Here is a 15,092-nt window from a genome sequence, read left to right as displayed (position 1 = left end):
CATGACCCTGTCCGTCGACGGCGCCTCCTACCTCGCGCTGCTCCTCGCCTCGGTGCGGGTGATCGCGTGGCTGGCCGTGGTGCCACCGTTCGCCTCCCGCGGCATCCCGGCGATGGCGAAGGTCGTGCTCGCGCTCGGCCTGTCGATGGCGATGGCGCCGACGCTGGCCGAGCAGCCGCTGCCGGACGACGCGATCGCGCTCGGGGTGTCGGTGCTCGCGCAGGCGATCATCGGGCTCGGCATGGGCTACGTGACCATGCTCCTGTTCTCGGTCATCGGCGCCGCGGGCGCCTTGATCGACGTGTTCGGCGGCTTCGCCCTGGCGCAGGCGTTCGACCCGCTCGGCATGAACATGAACACCGTCTTCGGTCGCTTCCACCAGATGCTCGCCACCGCGCTGCTGCTCGTCACCGGCGGTCACCTGCTCGTGATCGGCGGCCTGCTGAGCACGTTCCGCTACCTGCCCCTGACCGGGATGCCCGACGTCGACGGCTGGCCCGACGTGCTCGTCACCGCGTTCTCGATGTTCTTCACGATCGCCGTGCAGATCGCGCTGCCGATGATCGCGGTCCTGTTCGTGGCCGACCTCGCGCTCGCGCTGCTGACCAAGGTCGCGCCGCACCTCAACGCCTTCAACGTGATGTTCCCGGCCAAGGTCGGGCTCACCCTGCTGCTGCTCGGGCTCTCCTTCCCGATGCTCCCCGACACGACCGAGCGGATCGTCGAGCTCGCCAACGAGGCGATGGCCCAGATGGCGGGCGCGGCATGAGCGGCGGCGGTGGTGAGAAGACCGAGAAGCCCACCCCCAAGCGCAAGAAGCAGGCACGCAAGGACGGCCAGGTCCCCCGCACCCCCGACCTCGGCGGCTGGCTCGGCCTGCTCGTCGTGTCACTGGCGCTCGGCCCGCTGCTCGACCGCGAGCTCGACGGCCTGATGACCACGATGGCCACCCACCTGCGCGCCGTCGAGGACCCGTCCCCCGCGCTCGCCCTCGAGCTGCTCGGCGCCGGGGCGCGGCACGCGTTCCTGGCACTCGTCGTCCTCGGCTCGATGATCCTCGTCATCGGCGTGCTCTCCGCCCTCGCCCAGGGCGGGTTCTACCTCTCCCCCAAGCTCGCCAAGCCCGATGCCAAGAAGCTCAACCCGGTCAGCGGCGCCAAGCGCCTCTTCGGCCCCCAGGCCTGGTGGGAGGCCGCGAAGGTCCTCATCAAGAGCTCCGTCGTCGCCTTCCTGGCGTACGGCGCGGTCCGCGCCATGATGCCGTTGGTCGGAGGCGTGATGCCGATCGGCGTCGTGCTGGAGAAGGTCCAGGGCGAGGTCTCCCGCCTGCTCCTCACCGTCGGCGTCGCCGGCCTGGTAATGGCGGCCGCCGACTACGCCATGCAACGGCGCCGGATCGGCAAGCAGATCAGGATGAGCCGCGAGGAGATCAAGCAGGAGCACAAGCAGGCCGAGGGCGACCCGATGGTCAAGGGCGCCATCCGTGCCCGCCAGCTCGCTGCGGCCCGCAACCGGATGATCGCCGACGTCGCCGAGGCCGACGTCCTCCTCGTCAACCCGACGCACGTCGCGGTCGCGCTGCGCTACGACCCCGAGCGCGGCGCCCCCCGCGTCGTCGCCCGCGGCGCCGGCGCCATCGCCACCCGCATCCGCGAGCAGGCCAACGAGGCCCGCGTCCCCCTGGTCCGCGACGTCCCCCTCGCCCGCGCCCTCTACCGCTCCTGCGAGGTCGGCTCCGAGATCCCCCGCGAGCTCTGGGCCGCCGTCGCCCAGGTCCTCGCCTTCGTCATCAGCCGCCGCGCCCACGGCCACCACGGCGGCGAGCACCGCACCCCCCGCACCCTCGACGAGCTCCCCTCGGTCGTCAAGGCGGGCCGCCGCCGGGTGCGCATCGACACGTAAGCCGTGCACAGGCGGGCGCCGACCCCGAGGCCGCGCCCACCCGACCGACGGCCGCGAGCGGCCGTCCTCGCGGCGATTTCGCGACGACGCGCCGGCGCCCCGGGCCCCGCGGCGAAGTACCGGAGTGCGCCGTCGCGCGGCGGAGCGACCAAGCCGCGAGGGCGGCCGCTCGCGGCCGGCGGCACAGGCGCGGGGTCGGGGTCGGCGCCGACCGACAGCAACCCCTCAACTGAGTCGATGGGCAGCCGATGGGAGCCCACGACGCCAGGACGGCGCCACCCCGATCCACCTCCTGCCACGGACGGCCAGCACCCAGTCGACCCCGAGAGGCTGACCCGTCCTGATGAAGTCGCTGACCAAGCTCGGCGTCCCGATCGGCATCGTCGCCGTCGTCGCGATGCTCGTCGTGCCGCTGCCCGCCGTGGTGCTGGACCTCCTGATCGCCCTCAACATCACCGGCGCGCTGCTGATCCTGATGGTGGCGATGTTCATCCACAAGCCGCTGGAGTTCGCCGCGTTCCCGTCGGTGATCCTCGTGATGACGCTGTTCCGGCTCGCGCTCAACGTGAGCGCCACCCGGCTCGTGCTCCTCGACGGCTACGCCGGCAAGGTGATCGACACGTTCGGCCACTTCGTCGTCGGCGGCTCGCTGATCGTCGGCCTGATCGTGTTCGCGATCCTACTCGTCATCCAGTTCGTCGTCATCACCAACGGCGCCGGCCGGGTCGCCGAGGTCGGTGCCCGCTTCACCCTCGACGCGATGCCCGGCAAGCAGATGGCGATCGACGCCGACCTCAACTCCGGCCTCATCGACGAGGAGGAGGCCCGTCGCCGGCGCGCCGAGGTGCACGCCGAGGCCGACTTCCACGGCGCGATGGACGGTGCGTCGAAGTTCGTGAAGGGCGACGCGATCGCCGCGATCATCATCACGCTGGTCAACCTGCTCGGCGGCTTCGCCATCGGCGTCGCGCAGCTCGGGATGCCGTTCGGCGACGCGATCCAGACCTACTCGCTGCTCTCGATCGGCGACGGCCTGGTCTCCCAGATCCCCGCCCTGCTGCTCTCCGTCGCCACCGGCCTCGTCGTCACCCGCTCGGTCGCCGACTCCGACATGGGCTCGGACATCATGAACCAGGTCTTCGCCCGGCAGACGCCGCTGCGTGTCGCCGGCTTCGGCGCCCTGGTGCTCTGCCTGATCCCCGGCCTGCCGAAGCTGCCGTTCATCATCGCCGGCGGCGCGATGCTGCTCGCCTCGAGCCGGGTCAAGCAAATCGAGCAGGAGGCGACCGCGGAGGTCGCGACGGCCACCGAGGTCGCCATCCCGGACTCCCCCGAGCAGCTCGCGGCGGAGATCCGGGTGGACCCGCTCGGCCTCGAGCTGTCCGCGGACCTCATCGATCTCGTCGACACCCGCGTGGGCGGCGACCTCCTCGACCGGGTCAAGGCGCTGCGGCGCAAGGTCGCCGGTGAGCTCGGCATCGTGATCCCGCCGGTCCGCACCCGCGACAACCTCGAGCTGCCGCTCCACACCTACGCGATCACGCTGTACGGCGCCGAGGTCGCGCGCGGCGAGGCCCCCCGCGGCACCGTGCTCGCGATCGGCGACTTCCTCGGCTCGTTGCCGGGGACCCCCACCCGTGAGCCCGTGTTCGGCCTGGACGCGAAGTGGATCCCCGCCGAGCTGCGCCACCAGGCCGAGGTCGGCGGCGCGACGGTGGTCGACCGGGCATCTGTCGTGACCACGCACCTCGCCGAGGTCGTGCACCAGCACGCCAGCCGCCTGCTCGGCCGGGAGGACGTGCGGCTGCTCACCGACGTCGTCAAGCGCAGCCACCCGGTCGTGATCGAGGAGCTGACGCCCACCCAGCTCTCGCTCGGCGAGATCCAGGCGGTCCTCCGCTCGCTGCTCGACGAGAGCGTCCCGATCCGCGACCTGGTGCGGATCTTCGAGGCGCTGTCGGTGCGCGCCGCGGTCTCCAAGGACCTGGACGGGCTGGTCGAGGCCGCGCGGGCAGCCCTCGACCCGTCGCTCGCCGTCACCTACCTGTCCGACGGCACCCTGCACGCCATCAGCTTCGAGCCGATGCTCGAGCAGCGGATGCTCGAGGCGGTGCGCCAGACCGAGTCCGGCGCCGTCCTCGCCCTCGACCCGGAGCTCGCCCAGCGCCTGCTCATCACCGTGACCCAGCTGGCCACCGCGTCCGAGAACGAGGGCCACCGCCCCGTGCTCGTGTGCGCGCCCCAGCTGCGGCCCGCCGTACGGCGCTTCGTCGCTCCTGCGGCGGCGCGGCTGCCCGTGCTGTCCTACACCGAGCTCGGCGCGGCGCAGCAGGTGCGCTCGGCCGGCGTCATCGGTGACCTGCCCGACCCGGCTCTCGGCGTCGGCGCGGCGATCGGGGCCACGGCATGACCCGCCGGCACCGTCACCTCGACGGCACCGAGCACGCCGCCGGACAGCCGGGGCCCACCCTGGTCCGGGTGCCGCGGCTCCCGCGGCAGGGGCTCGTCGACACCCGGCTGCTGGTGGTCGCGCTCGCCGTGTCGTCGCCGGCGATCTATCGCCTGGCGCAGGGCATGGTCTCGATGACCGAGGTGCTCACCCGCTACCTGCTCGTGGCGCTCGGATGCGTCGCCACCGGTGCCCTGGTGCGCTGGGTGTGGCCGCTCCTGTCGGGCGATCGCCCCGATCCGGTCGACCCGCTGCGGGACGCGATCGCGGCAGGACTGGCGGCGCCGCCGGCCGACCGGGACCGCTTGGACGGCATGGCCGGCGACCTCGACGCCACCGCACCGCTCGACCTGGACGCCGGCTTCGACCCGCTTCCCGACGACGCGCTGACGGGTGGGTTCGACGACGGCGCGGCCACCGCACTGCTGGGGCTCGACGCAGCCGACGACCTGCTCGAGCTGTCCGACAGCCGCCCCGCGTAGGACTACCGGTCGACCGGCACGATCCACTCGACGGTCGTGCCGCCGGAGCCGCTCGTCACCCTGAGCTCGCCACCCAGCGACTCCGCGCGGTGGCGGAGGTTCCCCAGCCCGCGGCCCGCGGCCACGTCGTCGGCGTCGAACCCGCGCCCGTCGTCGGTCACCTTCAGGCTGAGCCAGGCCGCGCCCGCCGACAGCTCCACGGTCGTCGACGACGCCTGCGCGTGCCGTGCGACGTTGGAGAGGATCTCCCGCAGGGCGAGCAGCAGCTGGTCGGCCGTCACCGGTTGCACGGCGAGGTCCACCGGCCCCGACGACCGCAGCAGCGGGACGAACCCGAGCACCGCTGAGTAGTCACGCAACAGTGCCCGCGCACTGTCGAGGAGGGCGCCGGAGCCCCCGCGGCCCAGCTCGAAGATGGTCGACCGGAGGTCCCTGATCGCGACGTCGAGCTCGGAGACGGCGTCACCCACCCGCGATCGCAGCTCGTCGAGATCGAGCTTCACCGCGCCCTGGAGCTGCATGCCCGTCGCGAAGATCCGCTGGATGACGAGGTCGTGGAGATCACGGGCGATCCGGTCGCGGTCCTTGGCGAGGAGCAGCTCGTGGCGCTCCCGGAACGCGGCGGCCCGGTCGAGGGCGACGCCGAGCTGGTCTGCCAGTGCGCGGACCAGCTCGAGCTCGTCCGCGCGGGGGGCGCGAGGTCCGTGGGGATGGTCGCCGATCAGCACGCCGCCGCGGGCGAGCTGGGTGCGCATCGGCACGACGATGATGACGCGGTCGGCGCCCCGTTCGAGCCGGAACACCTCGCCGGTCTCCTTCGCCTGCCGGACCTCGTCCGACACGGCATCGAGAAGCTCCTCCAGACCGTCGGCGGCCGCCCCGGCGACCGCGTCGACCTCGAGCACGCCCTCGTCGTCGCGCACCACCGCTACGGTGCGGGCCCGGCTCACCCGCTGGAGGCTCGCGACCATGTGCTGCACCGCGTCCTCGGCCGTGACGGCGGGCGACAGGCCGGCCGACACCTGCTGGGCGGCGAGGAGCCAGGTACGCCGCCGCTCGCTCTCCTCGTAGGCACGGGCGTTCGCGATCGTGACGCCGGCCGCGCGGGCGAGCGCCTCGACCAGGGCCTGGTCGGTCGGCGTGAACGGAGCGTCGTCCGCTCCCTTGCCGAGGTACAGATGTCCGAACGCCTGGCCCCCGACGGGCACGGGCGCGCCGAGGAACCGGTCGATCGGCGGGTGGTAGGAGGGATAGCCGACCGACTCCGGGTGCTCGGCGACGTGGTCGACGCGCATCGGGGTGCGCTGCTGCGGGACCGCGCCGATCAGCCCGTGACCGGCCGGCATCTTCCCCATCCGCGCGATCTCCTCCTCGGAGACGCCGAACGTGATCAGGTCGACGAACGCGCCCCGCTCGTCGTCGGCCTCGAACGGGCGCGACGCGTCGACGGTGCCGAGCACGCCGTACTCCGCGCCGGTCAGCCGGCAGGACGTCTCGACGATGCGGCGGAGCACGCCGCGGAGGTCGAGGTCGGACCCGATCGCGACGACGGCGTCGAGGAGCGCGCGTGCCTCCGCTGGCAGCTCCAGCTCCATGGTGGTCGTTCCTCCGGACAGGATGCGATGCCCCCCAGCGTCGTGGTCACGACTCTAGACCTCAATTCCTTTACCTTCGCGGGACGCCACGCGCCGCCGCGAAGCCGGTCGCAAAAACGCCGACGGCGCCCGGTCACGGTCCCGGGTGGGACCGCGACCGGACGCCGGCCGGCGGCTAGCTCACTTCAGGTCGAACCGGTCGTTCTCCATGACCTTGACCCACGCGGCGACGAAGTCGTGGACGAACTTCTCGGTCGCGTCGTCGCTGGCGTAGACCTCGGCCAGGGCGCGCAGCTGCGAGTTGGAGCCGAAGACCAGGTCGGCCGGCGTCGCCGTCCACCTGACCTCGTCGCTGCCGAGGTCGCGGATCTCGTAGACGTTCTCCTCCGCGCCCGCCTTCCACTCCCTGCCCGGGGCGAGGAGGTTGACGAAGAAGTCGGTCGTCAGCGCGCCCGGCCGGTCGGTGAACACGCCGTGCGCGGTGCCGCCGACGTTGGTGCCGAGCGCCCGCATCCCGCCGACGAGCACGGTCATCTCCGGCGCCGACAGGCCCAGCATGTAGGCACGGTCGACGAGGAGCTTCTCGACCTCGAGCTTCTCGCCCGGTCGCACGTAGCTGCGGAACCCGTCGGCACGCGGCTCGAGGAAGCGGAACGTGTCGACGTCGGTCTGCTCCTGGGTCGCGTCGGTGCGGCCGGGGTGGAACGGCACGGTGACGTCGACGCCCGCGTCCTTCGCGGCCTTCTCGACCGCGGCGGAGCCGCCGAGGACGATCAGGTCGGCGAGCGAGATCTTCTTCGCGCCGCTATTGAACTCGGCCTGGATCTCCTCGAGCTTGGCGAGGACGGTCGCGAGCTGCTCGGGCTGGTTGACCTCCCAGCTGCGCTGCGGCTCGAGCCGGATCCGCGCACCGTTGGCACCGCCGCGCTTGTCGGTCGCGCGGTACGACGCCGCCGAGGCCCACGCCGTGCTGGCCAGCTGGCTGACGGTCAGGCCGGAGTCGAGCAGCTTCGCCTTGAGCGCGGCGATGTCGGCGTCGTCCACCAGCTCGTGGTCGACGGCCGGCACCGGGTCCTGCCACGGCTGCGGCTCGGGCACCCACGGGCCGAGGTAGCGCGACACCGGACCCATGTCGCGGTGCAGCAGCTTGTACCAGGCCTTCGCGAAGGCGTCGGCGAACTGGTCGGGGTTCTCGAGGAAGCGGCGCGAGATCTTCTCGTACTCCGGGTCCATCCGCAGCGCGAGGTCGCTCGTGAGCATCGTCGGCTTGCGCTTCGGCGAGTCCGGGGTCGGGCCCGGGATGATCGCCTCGGCGTCCTTGGCCACCCACTGGTGGGCGCCGGCGGGGCTCTTGGTGAGCTCCCACTCGTAGCCGAAGAGGATCTCGAAGAACCGGTTGCTCCACTGGGTCGGCCTGTCGGTCCAGGTGACCTCGAGGCCGGAGGTGATCGCGTCGGCGCCCTTGCCGCTGGCGTGGGCCGACTTCCAGCCCAGGCCCTGCTCCTCGAGCGGGGCGGCCTCGGGCTCGGGACCGACCAGCTCGGCGTCGCCCGCGCCGTGGGTCTTGCCGAACGTGTGGCCGCCGGCGATGAGCGCGACCGTCTCCTCGTCGTTCATCGCCATCCGGCCGAACGTCTCACGGATGTCGCGGGCCGAGGCCAGGGGGTCGGGGTTGCCGTTGGGACCCTCGGGGTTGACGTAGATGAGGCCCATCTGGACGGCGCCGAGCGGGTCGGACAGCTCGCGGTCGCCGCTGTAGCGCTCGTCGCCGAGCCAGGTGTCCTCGGGACCCCAGAAGATCTCCTCCGGCTCCCAGACGTCCTCGCGACCGAAGCCGAAGCCGAACGTCTTGAAGCCCATGTCCTCGAGCGCGACGTTGCCGGCGAGGACGAGCAGGTCGGCCCACGAGATCTTCTGGCCGTACTTCTTCTTGACCGGCCACAGCAGGCGGCGCGCCTTGTCGAGGTTGCCGTTGTCGGGCCAGCTGTTGAGCGGGGCGAACCGCTGGCCGCCGTCGCCGGCGCCGCCGCGGCCGTCGTGCTGGCGGTAGGTGCCCGCCGCGTGCCAGCTGAGGCGGATCATCAGGCCGCCGTAGTGGCCGAAGTCGGCGGGCCACCAGTCCTGGGAGTCGTGGAGCACGTCGACGATGTCGGCCTTGACGGCCTCGACGTCGAGCTCCTTGAACTTCTCCGCGTAGTCGAAGTCCGCGCCCAGCGGGTTGCCGTTGGGGTGGTGGGCGTGCAGCACCGAGAGGTCCAGCTGGTTGGGCCACCAGTCCTTGTTGCTCCGCGGCCGACCACCCGTCTGCGGCGTCGGGGAGTCGAGGGCGGGGTTCTCGCTCTCGCTGCCGTGCTCCGTCGCGCCGTCGTGCATGACCGGGCAGCCGCCGGCGGCCTTGCGCTCGACGCCCTGCGGGCTCTCGTCAGTGGGGTTGGTCAATGTTCTTCCTTCCGGGGGACCGTTAGCTGGCAGAACTCGATGCGGAGCAGTCGGGGCAGGTGCCCCAGTAGATGACCTCGGCCTCGTCGATCGCGAAGCCGTGGTCGTCGGCGGCGTGCAGGCAGGGAGCCTCGCCGACGGAGCAGTCCACGTCGGCGATGGTCCCGCAGGACCGGCACACGACGTGGTGGTGGTTGTCGCCGACGCGGGTCTCGTAGCGCGCCACCGAGTTGCTCGGCTGGATCCTGCGGATCAGGCCGGCCGTGGTGAGCGCGCGCAGCACGTCGTAGACCGCCTGGTGCGAGACGTCGCCCAGGTCGGCGCGCACGACGCTGATGATCGAGTCGGTGTCGGCGTGGGGGTGGGCGTGCACGGCGTGGAGGACCGCGAGCCGGGGCTTGGTGACGCGCAGCGACGCGTTGCGCAGCTGCTGCTCGTAGTCCGTCCCGGTCGGCACGTCTCTCAGACTGCACCCTTTTCTTGAATAAATCAAGAACTGAGTTTTCGGGCGGGTATGGGACTTCGCCTGCTCATCCCCCGCAACGGACCGGCTCTGGAGGGGCGGCTTCCCGGCTTGCTCGCTCCGCCGCGCTACGGCGCTCGGTGGTACGGCGCCGCGGTGGTCGGGGCGCCGGCGCGTCGTCGCGAAATCGCCGGGAAGCCGTCCCTCCGCCGCCGGTCCGTTCCGGGGGTTGCGCCGCTCGCCGTCGTCGGGGCGGGGGTTGGCCGCGCGCCGTGGTCCGGGCGGGGTGTCAGCCGACGGGGAGGTCGGCGGTGAGGCGGCCGAAGCCGCTGCGGTGGAAGACCAGGGGCTCGTGGGAGTCGACGTGGTCGACGGCGTGGAGCTCGAGGAGGACGAGGACGTGGTCGCCGGCCTCGACCTCGCGGTAGATGGTCGTGGCGAAGCGGGCGAGGCCGTCGTCGACGAGGATCGCGCCCTCGGGCGTGATCGTGAGGTCGACGCCGTCGAAGCGCTGGTCGACGGGGCCGGCGAGCTGGCGGCACAGGGGGCCGTGGTGGGCGGCCAGCACGGTGAGGCCGAGCCGCTCGGCGCGCCGCAGGTCGGGCCACGTCTTGGAGGTCGTGGCGAGGTTGATCGAGACCAGGGGCGGATCGAGGCTGACACTGGTGAAGCTGCTGGCGGCGAGGCCGATGCGTTGGCCGTCGACCTCGGCGGCCACCGCGACCACGCCGGTCGGGAACGTGCCGAACGCCTGGCGCAGCCGCACCGGGTCGAGGTCCTGGTTGGTCGGGAACGTGATCGTCATGCGGCTCCTCCCAGCACGGCGCGCACGACCGGACGGGTCGCGTCGAGCCAGGCCGTGTAGGCGGCGGGGTCGTCGTGCTGCTTGTCGATGACGTAGAGCGCGCGCCCCGGCACGGTGGCGCCGAGCTCGGTCAGCACCGGGCGGAGCGTGAGCTCGGGCGCGAGGGCGTGGGCGGGCGACCCGCCAAGGAGCAGTGGCACGGCGAGGCCGGTGAGACCAGAGCCGCCGTCGAAGCGGTCGAGGAACAGCTTCAGCAGACCCGTGTAGGCGCCCTTGTAGGTCGGCGAGGCGGCCACGACCAGGTCCGCCTTGCCGACCTGCGCGACGAGCTCGGCGACGTCGGGCGCAGCCCAGTCGAGGAGTGCGGGCCCCAGGGTCGCTAGATCCACGACGACGTCCGGCTCCCGACCGGCGAGCTCGCGGGCGACGTACGTCGCGGCCGCCAGCGTGCGTGACGCCGGCTTCGGGTTGCCGACCACGACCGCGACGGTGCCTCCGAGGGGCTCATGCGGGCTGGACAACCTGCGCTCCTTCCGCCTCGAACTGGTTGGCCGGGCGCGGGAGGCCGTAGTGCTCGCGCAGGGTGGTGCCGGCGTACTCGCTGCGGAACAGGCCGCGCTCGCGCAGCAGGGGTACGACGGTCTCGACGAACGTGACGAGCCCGGAGGGCAGCGCCGCGCCCATGACGTTGAACCCGTCGGCAGCGCCCTGGGTGAACCAGGCTTCGATCGTGTCGGCGACCTGCTCGGGCGTGCCGATCACGACGTTGTGGCCACGGCCGCCCCCCAGCCGGCCGAGCAGCTGGCGGACCGTCAGGCCCTCCCGCTCCGCGAGGTCGATGACCAGGCGGGAGCGGGAGTCGAAGCCCTCCCGCCGGGTCTGCTCGACCACGGCCCGCGGCAGCGGGGCGTCGAGCTCGAGGTCGCCCTCGTCCACCTCGAGGATCGTCGCCAGCTGCCGCAGGCCGTACTCCGGGATCCGCAGGTCGTCGAGCTCGCGGGCCTTGGCGGTGGCCTCGGCCTCGGTCGAGCCGATGATCGGGACGATGCCGGGCAGGACCAGCACGTGGGCGGGGTCGCGCCCCTCGGCGGCCGCACGCGCCTTCATGTCCGCGTAGAACGCCTGGCCCTGCTCGAGGGTCTGGTGCGCCACGAAGATCGCCTCGGCGTACCGCGCGGCGAACGCCTTGCCCTGCTCCGACGCCCCGGCCTGGACCAGCAGGGGGTAGCCCTGCACCGGTCGCGGGACGTTCAGCGGCCCGGCCACCTGGAAGTGCTTGCCCCGGTGGTCGATCCGGCGCAGTCGTGAGGGATCGCCCCAGCGTGCGCCGGCCTTGTCGCCGACGAAGTGGTCGTCGCCCCACGAGTCCCACAGCTTGAGGGCGACCTGGAGGAACTCGTCGGCGCGCTCGTAGCGGGTCGCCTGGAGCGGCCGCTCCTCCAGCGAGAAGTTCACCGCCTCCTCGCTGGTGGCGGAGGTGACGATGTTCCAGCCCGCGCGGCCGTTGGAGGCGTGGTCCACGCTCGCGAACCGGCGCGCCAGGCCGTAGGGGTCGTTGTAGGTCGTGGACGCCGTCGCGATCAGGCCGATCCGGCTCGTCGCCCCGGCCACCGCGGTCAGCAGCGTCAGCGGCTCGATCTGCCCGGGGACCCGGAACTCCCCGGTGCCCTGCGCGACGGACCCGTCGGCGAAGAAGATCGAGTCGAACTTCGCAGCCTCGGCGATCTGGGCCAGCGCGATGTAGTGCTGGACGTCGATGCCCGCTCCGGGGATCGACTCCGGCAGCCGCCAGGCCGCCTCGTGGTGGCCGGCCTCCATCAGGAAGGCGTTGAGGTGGAGCTCTCGGGTCATGGGTTCTCTCCTCAGGCGGTCGTCGCCGCGGCGGTGGCGGCGTAGAGGCTGTCGGGACGGGGCAGGCCGTAGTGGTCGCGCAGGGTGCTGCCGGCGTACTCGGTGCGGAACAGGCCGCGCTCCTGGAGGATCGGTACGACGCCCGCGGTGAACGCGTCGAGCAGCTGCGGGTACAGCGGCGGCATCACGTTGAACCCGTCGGCGGCGCCGTTCTCGAACCACTCGGTGATGATGTCGGCGACCTGGAGCGGCGTACCGGCGACAACGTTGTGCCCGCGCCCGCCGGCGAGGCGGTGCAGCAGCTGGCGCAGCGTGGGCCGGTCGCGCTCGACGATGTTGGCGACCACCTGGAGGCGGCTGCGGTTGTTGTCGAGCACGTCGCCGGATCCCGCGAACAGCTCGACCGGCACCCGCTCGTCGAGCTCGAGGTGCCCGAGCGAGATGCCCGCGAGGCTCTCGAGCTGGCCGATGCCGTAGGCCGGCACGGTGAGCTCGTTGAAGTACTGCTGGAGCTCCTTCGCCTCCTGCTCGGTGTCGCCGAGGAACGGGCTGATGCCGGGAAGGATCTTGACGTGGCCGGGGTCGCGCCCGAACCTCGCGGCCCGGGACTTGATGTCGTCGTAGAACGCCTGCGCGTCGCCGAGCGTCTGGTGCGCGGTGAAGATCGCCTCGGCGTTGCGCGCCGCGAAGGCACGGCCCTCGTTGGAGGAGCCCGCCTGCACGTAGACCGGGCGCCCCTGCGGCGAGCGGGGCGCCGCGAGCGCCCCCTCGACCTGGAAGAACCGGCCGACGTGGTTGATCGCGTGCACCTTGTCCGGGTCGAAGTAGCGACCCGAGTCACGGTCGGCGAGGACCGCGTCGTCCTCCCACGAGTCCCACAGCTTCGTGACGACGTCGATGAACTCCTGCGCGCGTGCGTAACGCTCCGCCGGGTCCGGCATCGTCGCCAGGCTGAAGTTGCGCGCCACCGCCTCGGACTGCGTGGTGACGATGTTCCAGCCGGCCCGGCCCCCCGAGATGATGTCGAGGGAGGAGAACAGCCGGGCGAGGTTGTAGGGCTCGTGGAAGGTGGTCGACGCGGTCGCGATCAGGCCGATCTTCTCGGTCCTGGCCGCCATCGCGGAGAGCCGGGTGATCGGCTCCAGGTGCGCGGTCGGGCGGTACGGCGTGGCGGCCCACAGGCCGGGAATGTCGGCGAAGAAGACGCCGTCGAGCTTGGCGGCCTCGGCCTTCTGGGCCTGCTCGACGTAGAACTCGATGTCGTGGGCCCGTTCGGCGGACGACTCCGGGTGCCGCCACGAGGCCTCGTGGTGACCGGTGTCGTGCAGGAACGCGTTGAGGCTGAGCTGCCGGGGCTGATGGGGCTGTCGGGGATTCGTCATGTCGATCTGCTCCTGGGATCAGGCGGGGCGCCAGCGGGAGAACCGCCGCTCGAGCGCCACGAGGCCGTAGTTGACGCCGAGGCCGATGGCCGAGGTCGTGATGATCGCGGCGTACATCTTGGGGATGAGGAAGTTGAACTGCGCGTAGTTGATGAGGAAGCCCAGGCCCGCGGTGGCGCCGATCATCTCGGCCGCGATGAGCACGAGGATCGCCGCGGCGCCGGAGATCCGGACGCCGGTGAAGATCGTCGGGATGGCGGCCGGGAAGACGACCTTGCGGAAGGTCGTGACCGGCGAGAGCCCGAGCACCCTCGCCGATCGCAACAGCTGCGGGTCCACCGTGGCGACCCCGGTGATGGTCGACAGGAGGATCGGGAAGAAGCAGGCGTAGGTGACGATCGCGATCTTCGAGGTCTCGCCGATGCCGAGGATCAGCACGAACACCGGGAGGATCGCGAGGGCGGCGGTGTTGCGGAAGATCTCCAGCACCGGCTGGAAGAACTCGCGCACCGGGCGGTACCACGCGATCGACGCGCCGAGCGGGATCGCGATGGCGATCGCCAGGCCGAACCCGACGGCCGACCGGACCAGGCTGGCGCGGACGTGCTCGACCAGCTCACCGCTCGCCGCCATGTCCCACCACGCCTCGAGCACCGTGCTCAGCGGCGGGATGAAGTAGGGGTCGAGGATCTCGAACCGCGGCGCGAGCTCCCAGATCAGGGCGAGCGTGATGAAACCGGCGAGGCCGCGGGCCAGGGTGACCACCCGCTGCTTGCCGGGCGAGGCGGCCTTGGCCTTGGCGACCTCCTCCTGCCGCGGGTTGGGCCGGGCCTCGGTCTTCTCCGCGAGGAGGCTAGACATGCGTGAGCTCCTTCGTGTCCGTCGGTACGGCGGCCGCGTGCTGCTCCCGCAGCAGGGCCCAGATGCGGTGGCGGTACTCCGCGAACTCCCGCGTCGCGCGGATGTCGGTGTCGCTGGCCGCGTCGCGGTCGAGGTCGATGCCGATGACCTCCTTGATCCGGCCCGGTCGCGAGCTCATCACCGCGACCCGCTGGCCGAGGAAGACGGCCTCGTCGATGTCGTGGGTGATGAAGATGGCGGTGGTGCCGGCCCGCTTCCAGATCCCGACGAGCTCCTCCTGGAGTCGCTCGCGGGTCTGGGCGTCGAGCGCGCCGAACGGCTCGTCCATGAGCAACACCTGCGGCTCGTAGGACAGGCTGCGGGCGATCGCGACTCGTTGCTTCATGCCGCCGGAGAGCTCGTGCGGGTAGCGGTTGGCGAACTCGGAGAGCCCCACCAGGTCCAGGTAGGTGCGCGCCCGCTCGGCCCGCTCCTTCTTGCTCATCCCGCCGCCCCGCTTGCTGGCGGCCTCGAGCGCGAACTCGATGTTGGCGGCCGCGGTGCGCCAGGGCAGCAGCGTGTACTGCTGGAACACCACGCTGCGGTCGAGGCCCGGTCCGGTGATCGGGCGGCCGTCGATGGTCAGCCGGCCCGAGCTGGGCTTGGCGAGCCCCGCGATCAGGTCCAGGACGGTGGACTTGCCGCACCCCGACGGGCCGACCAGGGTCAGGAACTCCCCGGCGCCGACCTCGAGGTTGAGGTCGTCGAGCGCGACGAACTCGCGCAGCTGCTTGTCGTCGTCACCGCGGACCCAGAAGGTCTGCCCGACGTGGCTCAGCTCGATTCGTGAACTCATGTGTCGCTCCCTGCTCAGGGCCTGTCTG

General features: G+C 71.9%; 13 protein-coding genes. 4 read left to right on the top strand and 9 right to left on the bottom strand.

All coding sequences use genetic code 11. The features are described 5' to 3' along the window. Position 1: 1 nt before the first annotated feature. From HNR19_RS02595 to HNR19_RS02580, 4 genes are all read left to right on the top strand, one after another. Positions 2–769: a flagellar biosynthetic protein FliR gene (locus HNR19_RS02595; protein WP_179666419.1), complete on the top strand. Its 768-nt coding sequence runs from the start codon at positions 2–4 to the stop codon at positions 767–769. Continuing rightward, positions 766–1,902: an EscU/YscU/HrcU family type III secretion system export apparatus switch protein gene (locus HNR19_RS02590; protein ID WP_179666418.1), complete on the top strand. Its 1,137-nt coding sequence runs from the start codon at positions 766–768 to the stop codon at positions 1,900–1,902. Before HNR19_RS02595 ends, HNR19_RS02590 begins: the two co-directional genes overlap by 4 nt. A gap of 343 nt (positions 1,903–2,245) precedes the next feature. Then, positions 2,246–4,312 (top strand): flagellar biosynthesis protein FlhA, encoded by a 2,067-nt coding sequence (flhA, locus tag HNR19_RS02585; protein ID WP_179666417.1) that lies wholly within the window; start codon positions 2,246–2,248, stop codon positions 4,310–4,312. Next, positions 4,309–4,833, top strand: a complete 525-nt coding sequence (locus tag HNR19_RS02580) for a hypothetical protein (RefSeq protein ID WP_179666416.1) — start codon at positions 4,309–4,311, stop codon at positions 4,831–4,833. The genes flhA and HNR19_RS02580 overlap by 4 nt, the downstream gene beginning before the upstream one ends. A gap of 2 nt (positions 4,834–4,835) precedes the next feature. Here the strand turns inward: HNR19_RS02580 and HNR19_RS02575 are convergent, their stop codons facing one another. The 9 genes from HNR19_RS02575 to HNR19_RS02535 all read right to left on the bottom strand — a co-directional run bounded on the left by HNR19_RS02575 (position 4,836) and on the right by HNR19_RS02535 (position 15,064). Next, complete coding sequence (locus HNR19_RS02575) at positions 4,836–6,428, bottom strand: sensor histidine kinase (protein ID WP_179666415.1); 1,593 nt, start codon at positions 6,426–6,428, stop codon at positions 4,836–4,838. A gap of 180 nt (positions 6,429–6,608) precedes the next feature. Further along, entirely contained in the window at positions 6,609–8,801 is a 2,193-nt protein-coding gene (gene katG / locus HNR19_RS02570; protein WP_179670041.1) for a catalase/peroxidase HPI, read from the bottom strand. An 88-nt stretch (positions 8,802–8,889) separates the two neighbouring features. Then, positions 8,890–9,324: a transcriptional repressor gene (locus HNR19_RS02565; RefSeq protein ID WP_179666414.1), complete on the bottom strand. Its 435-nt coding sequence runs from the start codon at positions 9,322–9,324 to the stop codon at positions 8,890–8,892. Between the two features lie 295 nt (positions 9,325–9,619). After that, entirely contained in the window at positions 9,620–10,135 is a 516-nt protein-coding gene (locus HNR19_RS02560) for a flavin reductase family protein (protein WP_179666413.1), read from the bottom strand. Beyond that, entirely contained in the window at positions 10,132–10,656 is a 525-nt protein-coding gene (locus tag HNR19_RS02555) for an NADPH-dependent FMN reductase (RefSeq protein WP_179666412.1), read from the bottom strand. Before HNR19_RS02555 ends, HNR19_RS02560 begins: the two co-directional genes overlap by 4 nt. Beyond that, entirely contained in the window at positions 10,640–11,986 is a 1,347-nt protein-coding gene (locus HNR19_RS02550; protein ID WP_179666411.1) for an LLM class flavin-dependent oxidoreductase, read from the bottom strand. Before HNR19_RS02550 ends, HNR19_RS02555 begins: the two co-directional genes overlap by 17 nt. An 11-nt stretch (positions 11,987–11,997) precedes the next feature. Beyond that, positions 11,998–13,368, bottom strand: a complete 1,371-nt coding sequence (locus HNR19_RS02545) for an LLM class flavin-dependent oxidoreductase (RefSeq protein ID WP_179666410.1) — start codon at positions 13,366–13,368, stop codon at positions 11,998–12,000. Between the two features lie 18 nt (positions 13,369–13,386). Continuing rightward, positions 13,387–14,229: an ABC transporter permease gene (locus HNR19_RS02540; RefSeq protein WP_179666409.1), complete on the bottom strand. Its 843-nt coding sequence runs from the start codon at positions 14,227–14,229 to the stop codon at positions 13,387–13,389. Then, positions 14,222–15,064, bottom strand: coding sequence for an ABC transporter ATP-binding protein (locus HNR19_RS02535; RefSeq protein WP_179666408.1), 843 nt, complete (start codon positions 15,062–15,064; stop codon positions 14,222–14,224). The genes HNR19_RS02540 and HNR19_RS02535 overlap by 8 nt, the downstream gene beginning before the upstream one ends. Positions 15,065–15,092 lie beyond the last annotated feature (28 nt).

The organism is Nocardioides thalensis, assembly GCF_013410655.1.
GTDB classification, from domain to species: Bacteria; Actinomycetota; Actinomycetes; order Propionibacteriales; family Nocardioidaceae; genus Nocardioides; species Nocardioides thalensis.
This window is presented reverse-complemented; position numbering and strand designations above follow the sequence as displayed.

Excerpts from the sequence above, each read along its gene's own strand:
- flhA (WP_179666417.1), top strand. The coding sequence starts at position 2,246 with ATGAAGTCGCTGACCAAGCTCGGCGTCCCGATCGGCATCGTCGCCGTC.
- HNR19_RS02590 (WP_179666418.1), top strand. The coding sequence starts at position 766 with ATGAGCGGCGGCGGTGGTGAGAAGACCGAGAAGCCCACCCCCAAGCGC.
- HNR19_RS02560 (WP_179666413.1), bottom strand. The coding sequence starts at position 10,135 with ATGACGATCACGTTCCCGACCAACCAGGACCTCGACCCGGTGCGGCTG.
- HNR19_RS02595 (WP_179666419.1), top strand. The coding sequence starts at position 2 with ATGACCCTGTCCGTCGACGGCGCCTCCTACCTCGCGCTGCTCCTCGCC.
- HNR19_RS02545 (WP_179666410.1), bottom strand. The coding sequence starts at position 13,368 with ATGACGAATCCCCGACAGCCCCATCAGCCCCGGCAGCTCAGCCTCAAC.
- HNR19_RS02535 (WP_179666408.1), bottom strand. The coding sequence starts at position 15,064 with ATGAGTTCACGAATCGAGCTGAGCCACGTCGGGCAGACCTTCTGGGTC.
- HNR19_RS02540 (WP_179666409.1), bottom strand. The coding sequence starts at position 14,229 with ATGTCTAGCCTCCTCGCGGAGAAGACCGAGGCCCGGCCCAACCCGCGG.
- katG (WP_179670041.1), bottom strand. The coding sequence starts at position 8,801 with ATGCACGACGGCGCGACGGAGCACGGCAGCGAGAGCGAGAACCCCGCC.
- HNR19_RS02550 (WP_179666411.1), bottom strand. The coding sequence starts at position 11,986 with ATGACCCGAGAGCTCCACCTCAACGCCTTCCTGATGGAGGCCGGCCAC.
- HNR19_RS02580 (WP_179666416.1), top strand. The coding sequence starts at position 4,309 with ATGACCCGCCGGCACCGTCACCTCGACGGCACCGAGCACGCCGCCGGA.
- HNR19_RS02575 (WP_179666415.1), bottom strand. The coding sequence starts at position 6,428 with ATGGAGCTGGAGCTGCCAGCGGAGGCACGCGCGCTCCTCGACGCCGTC.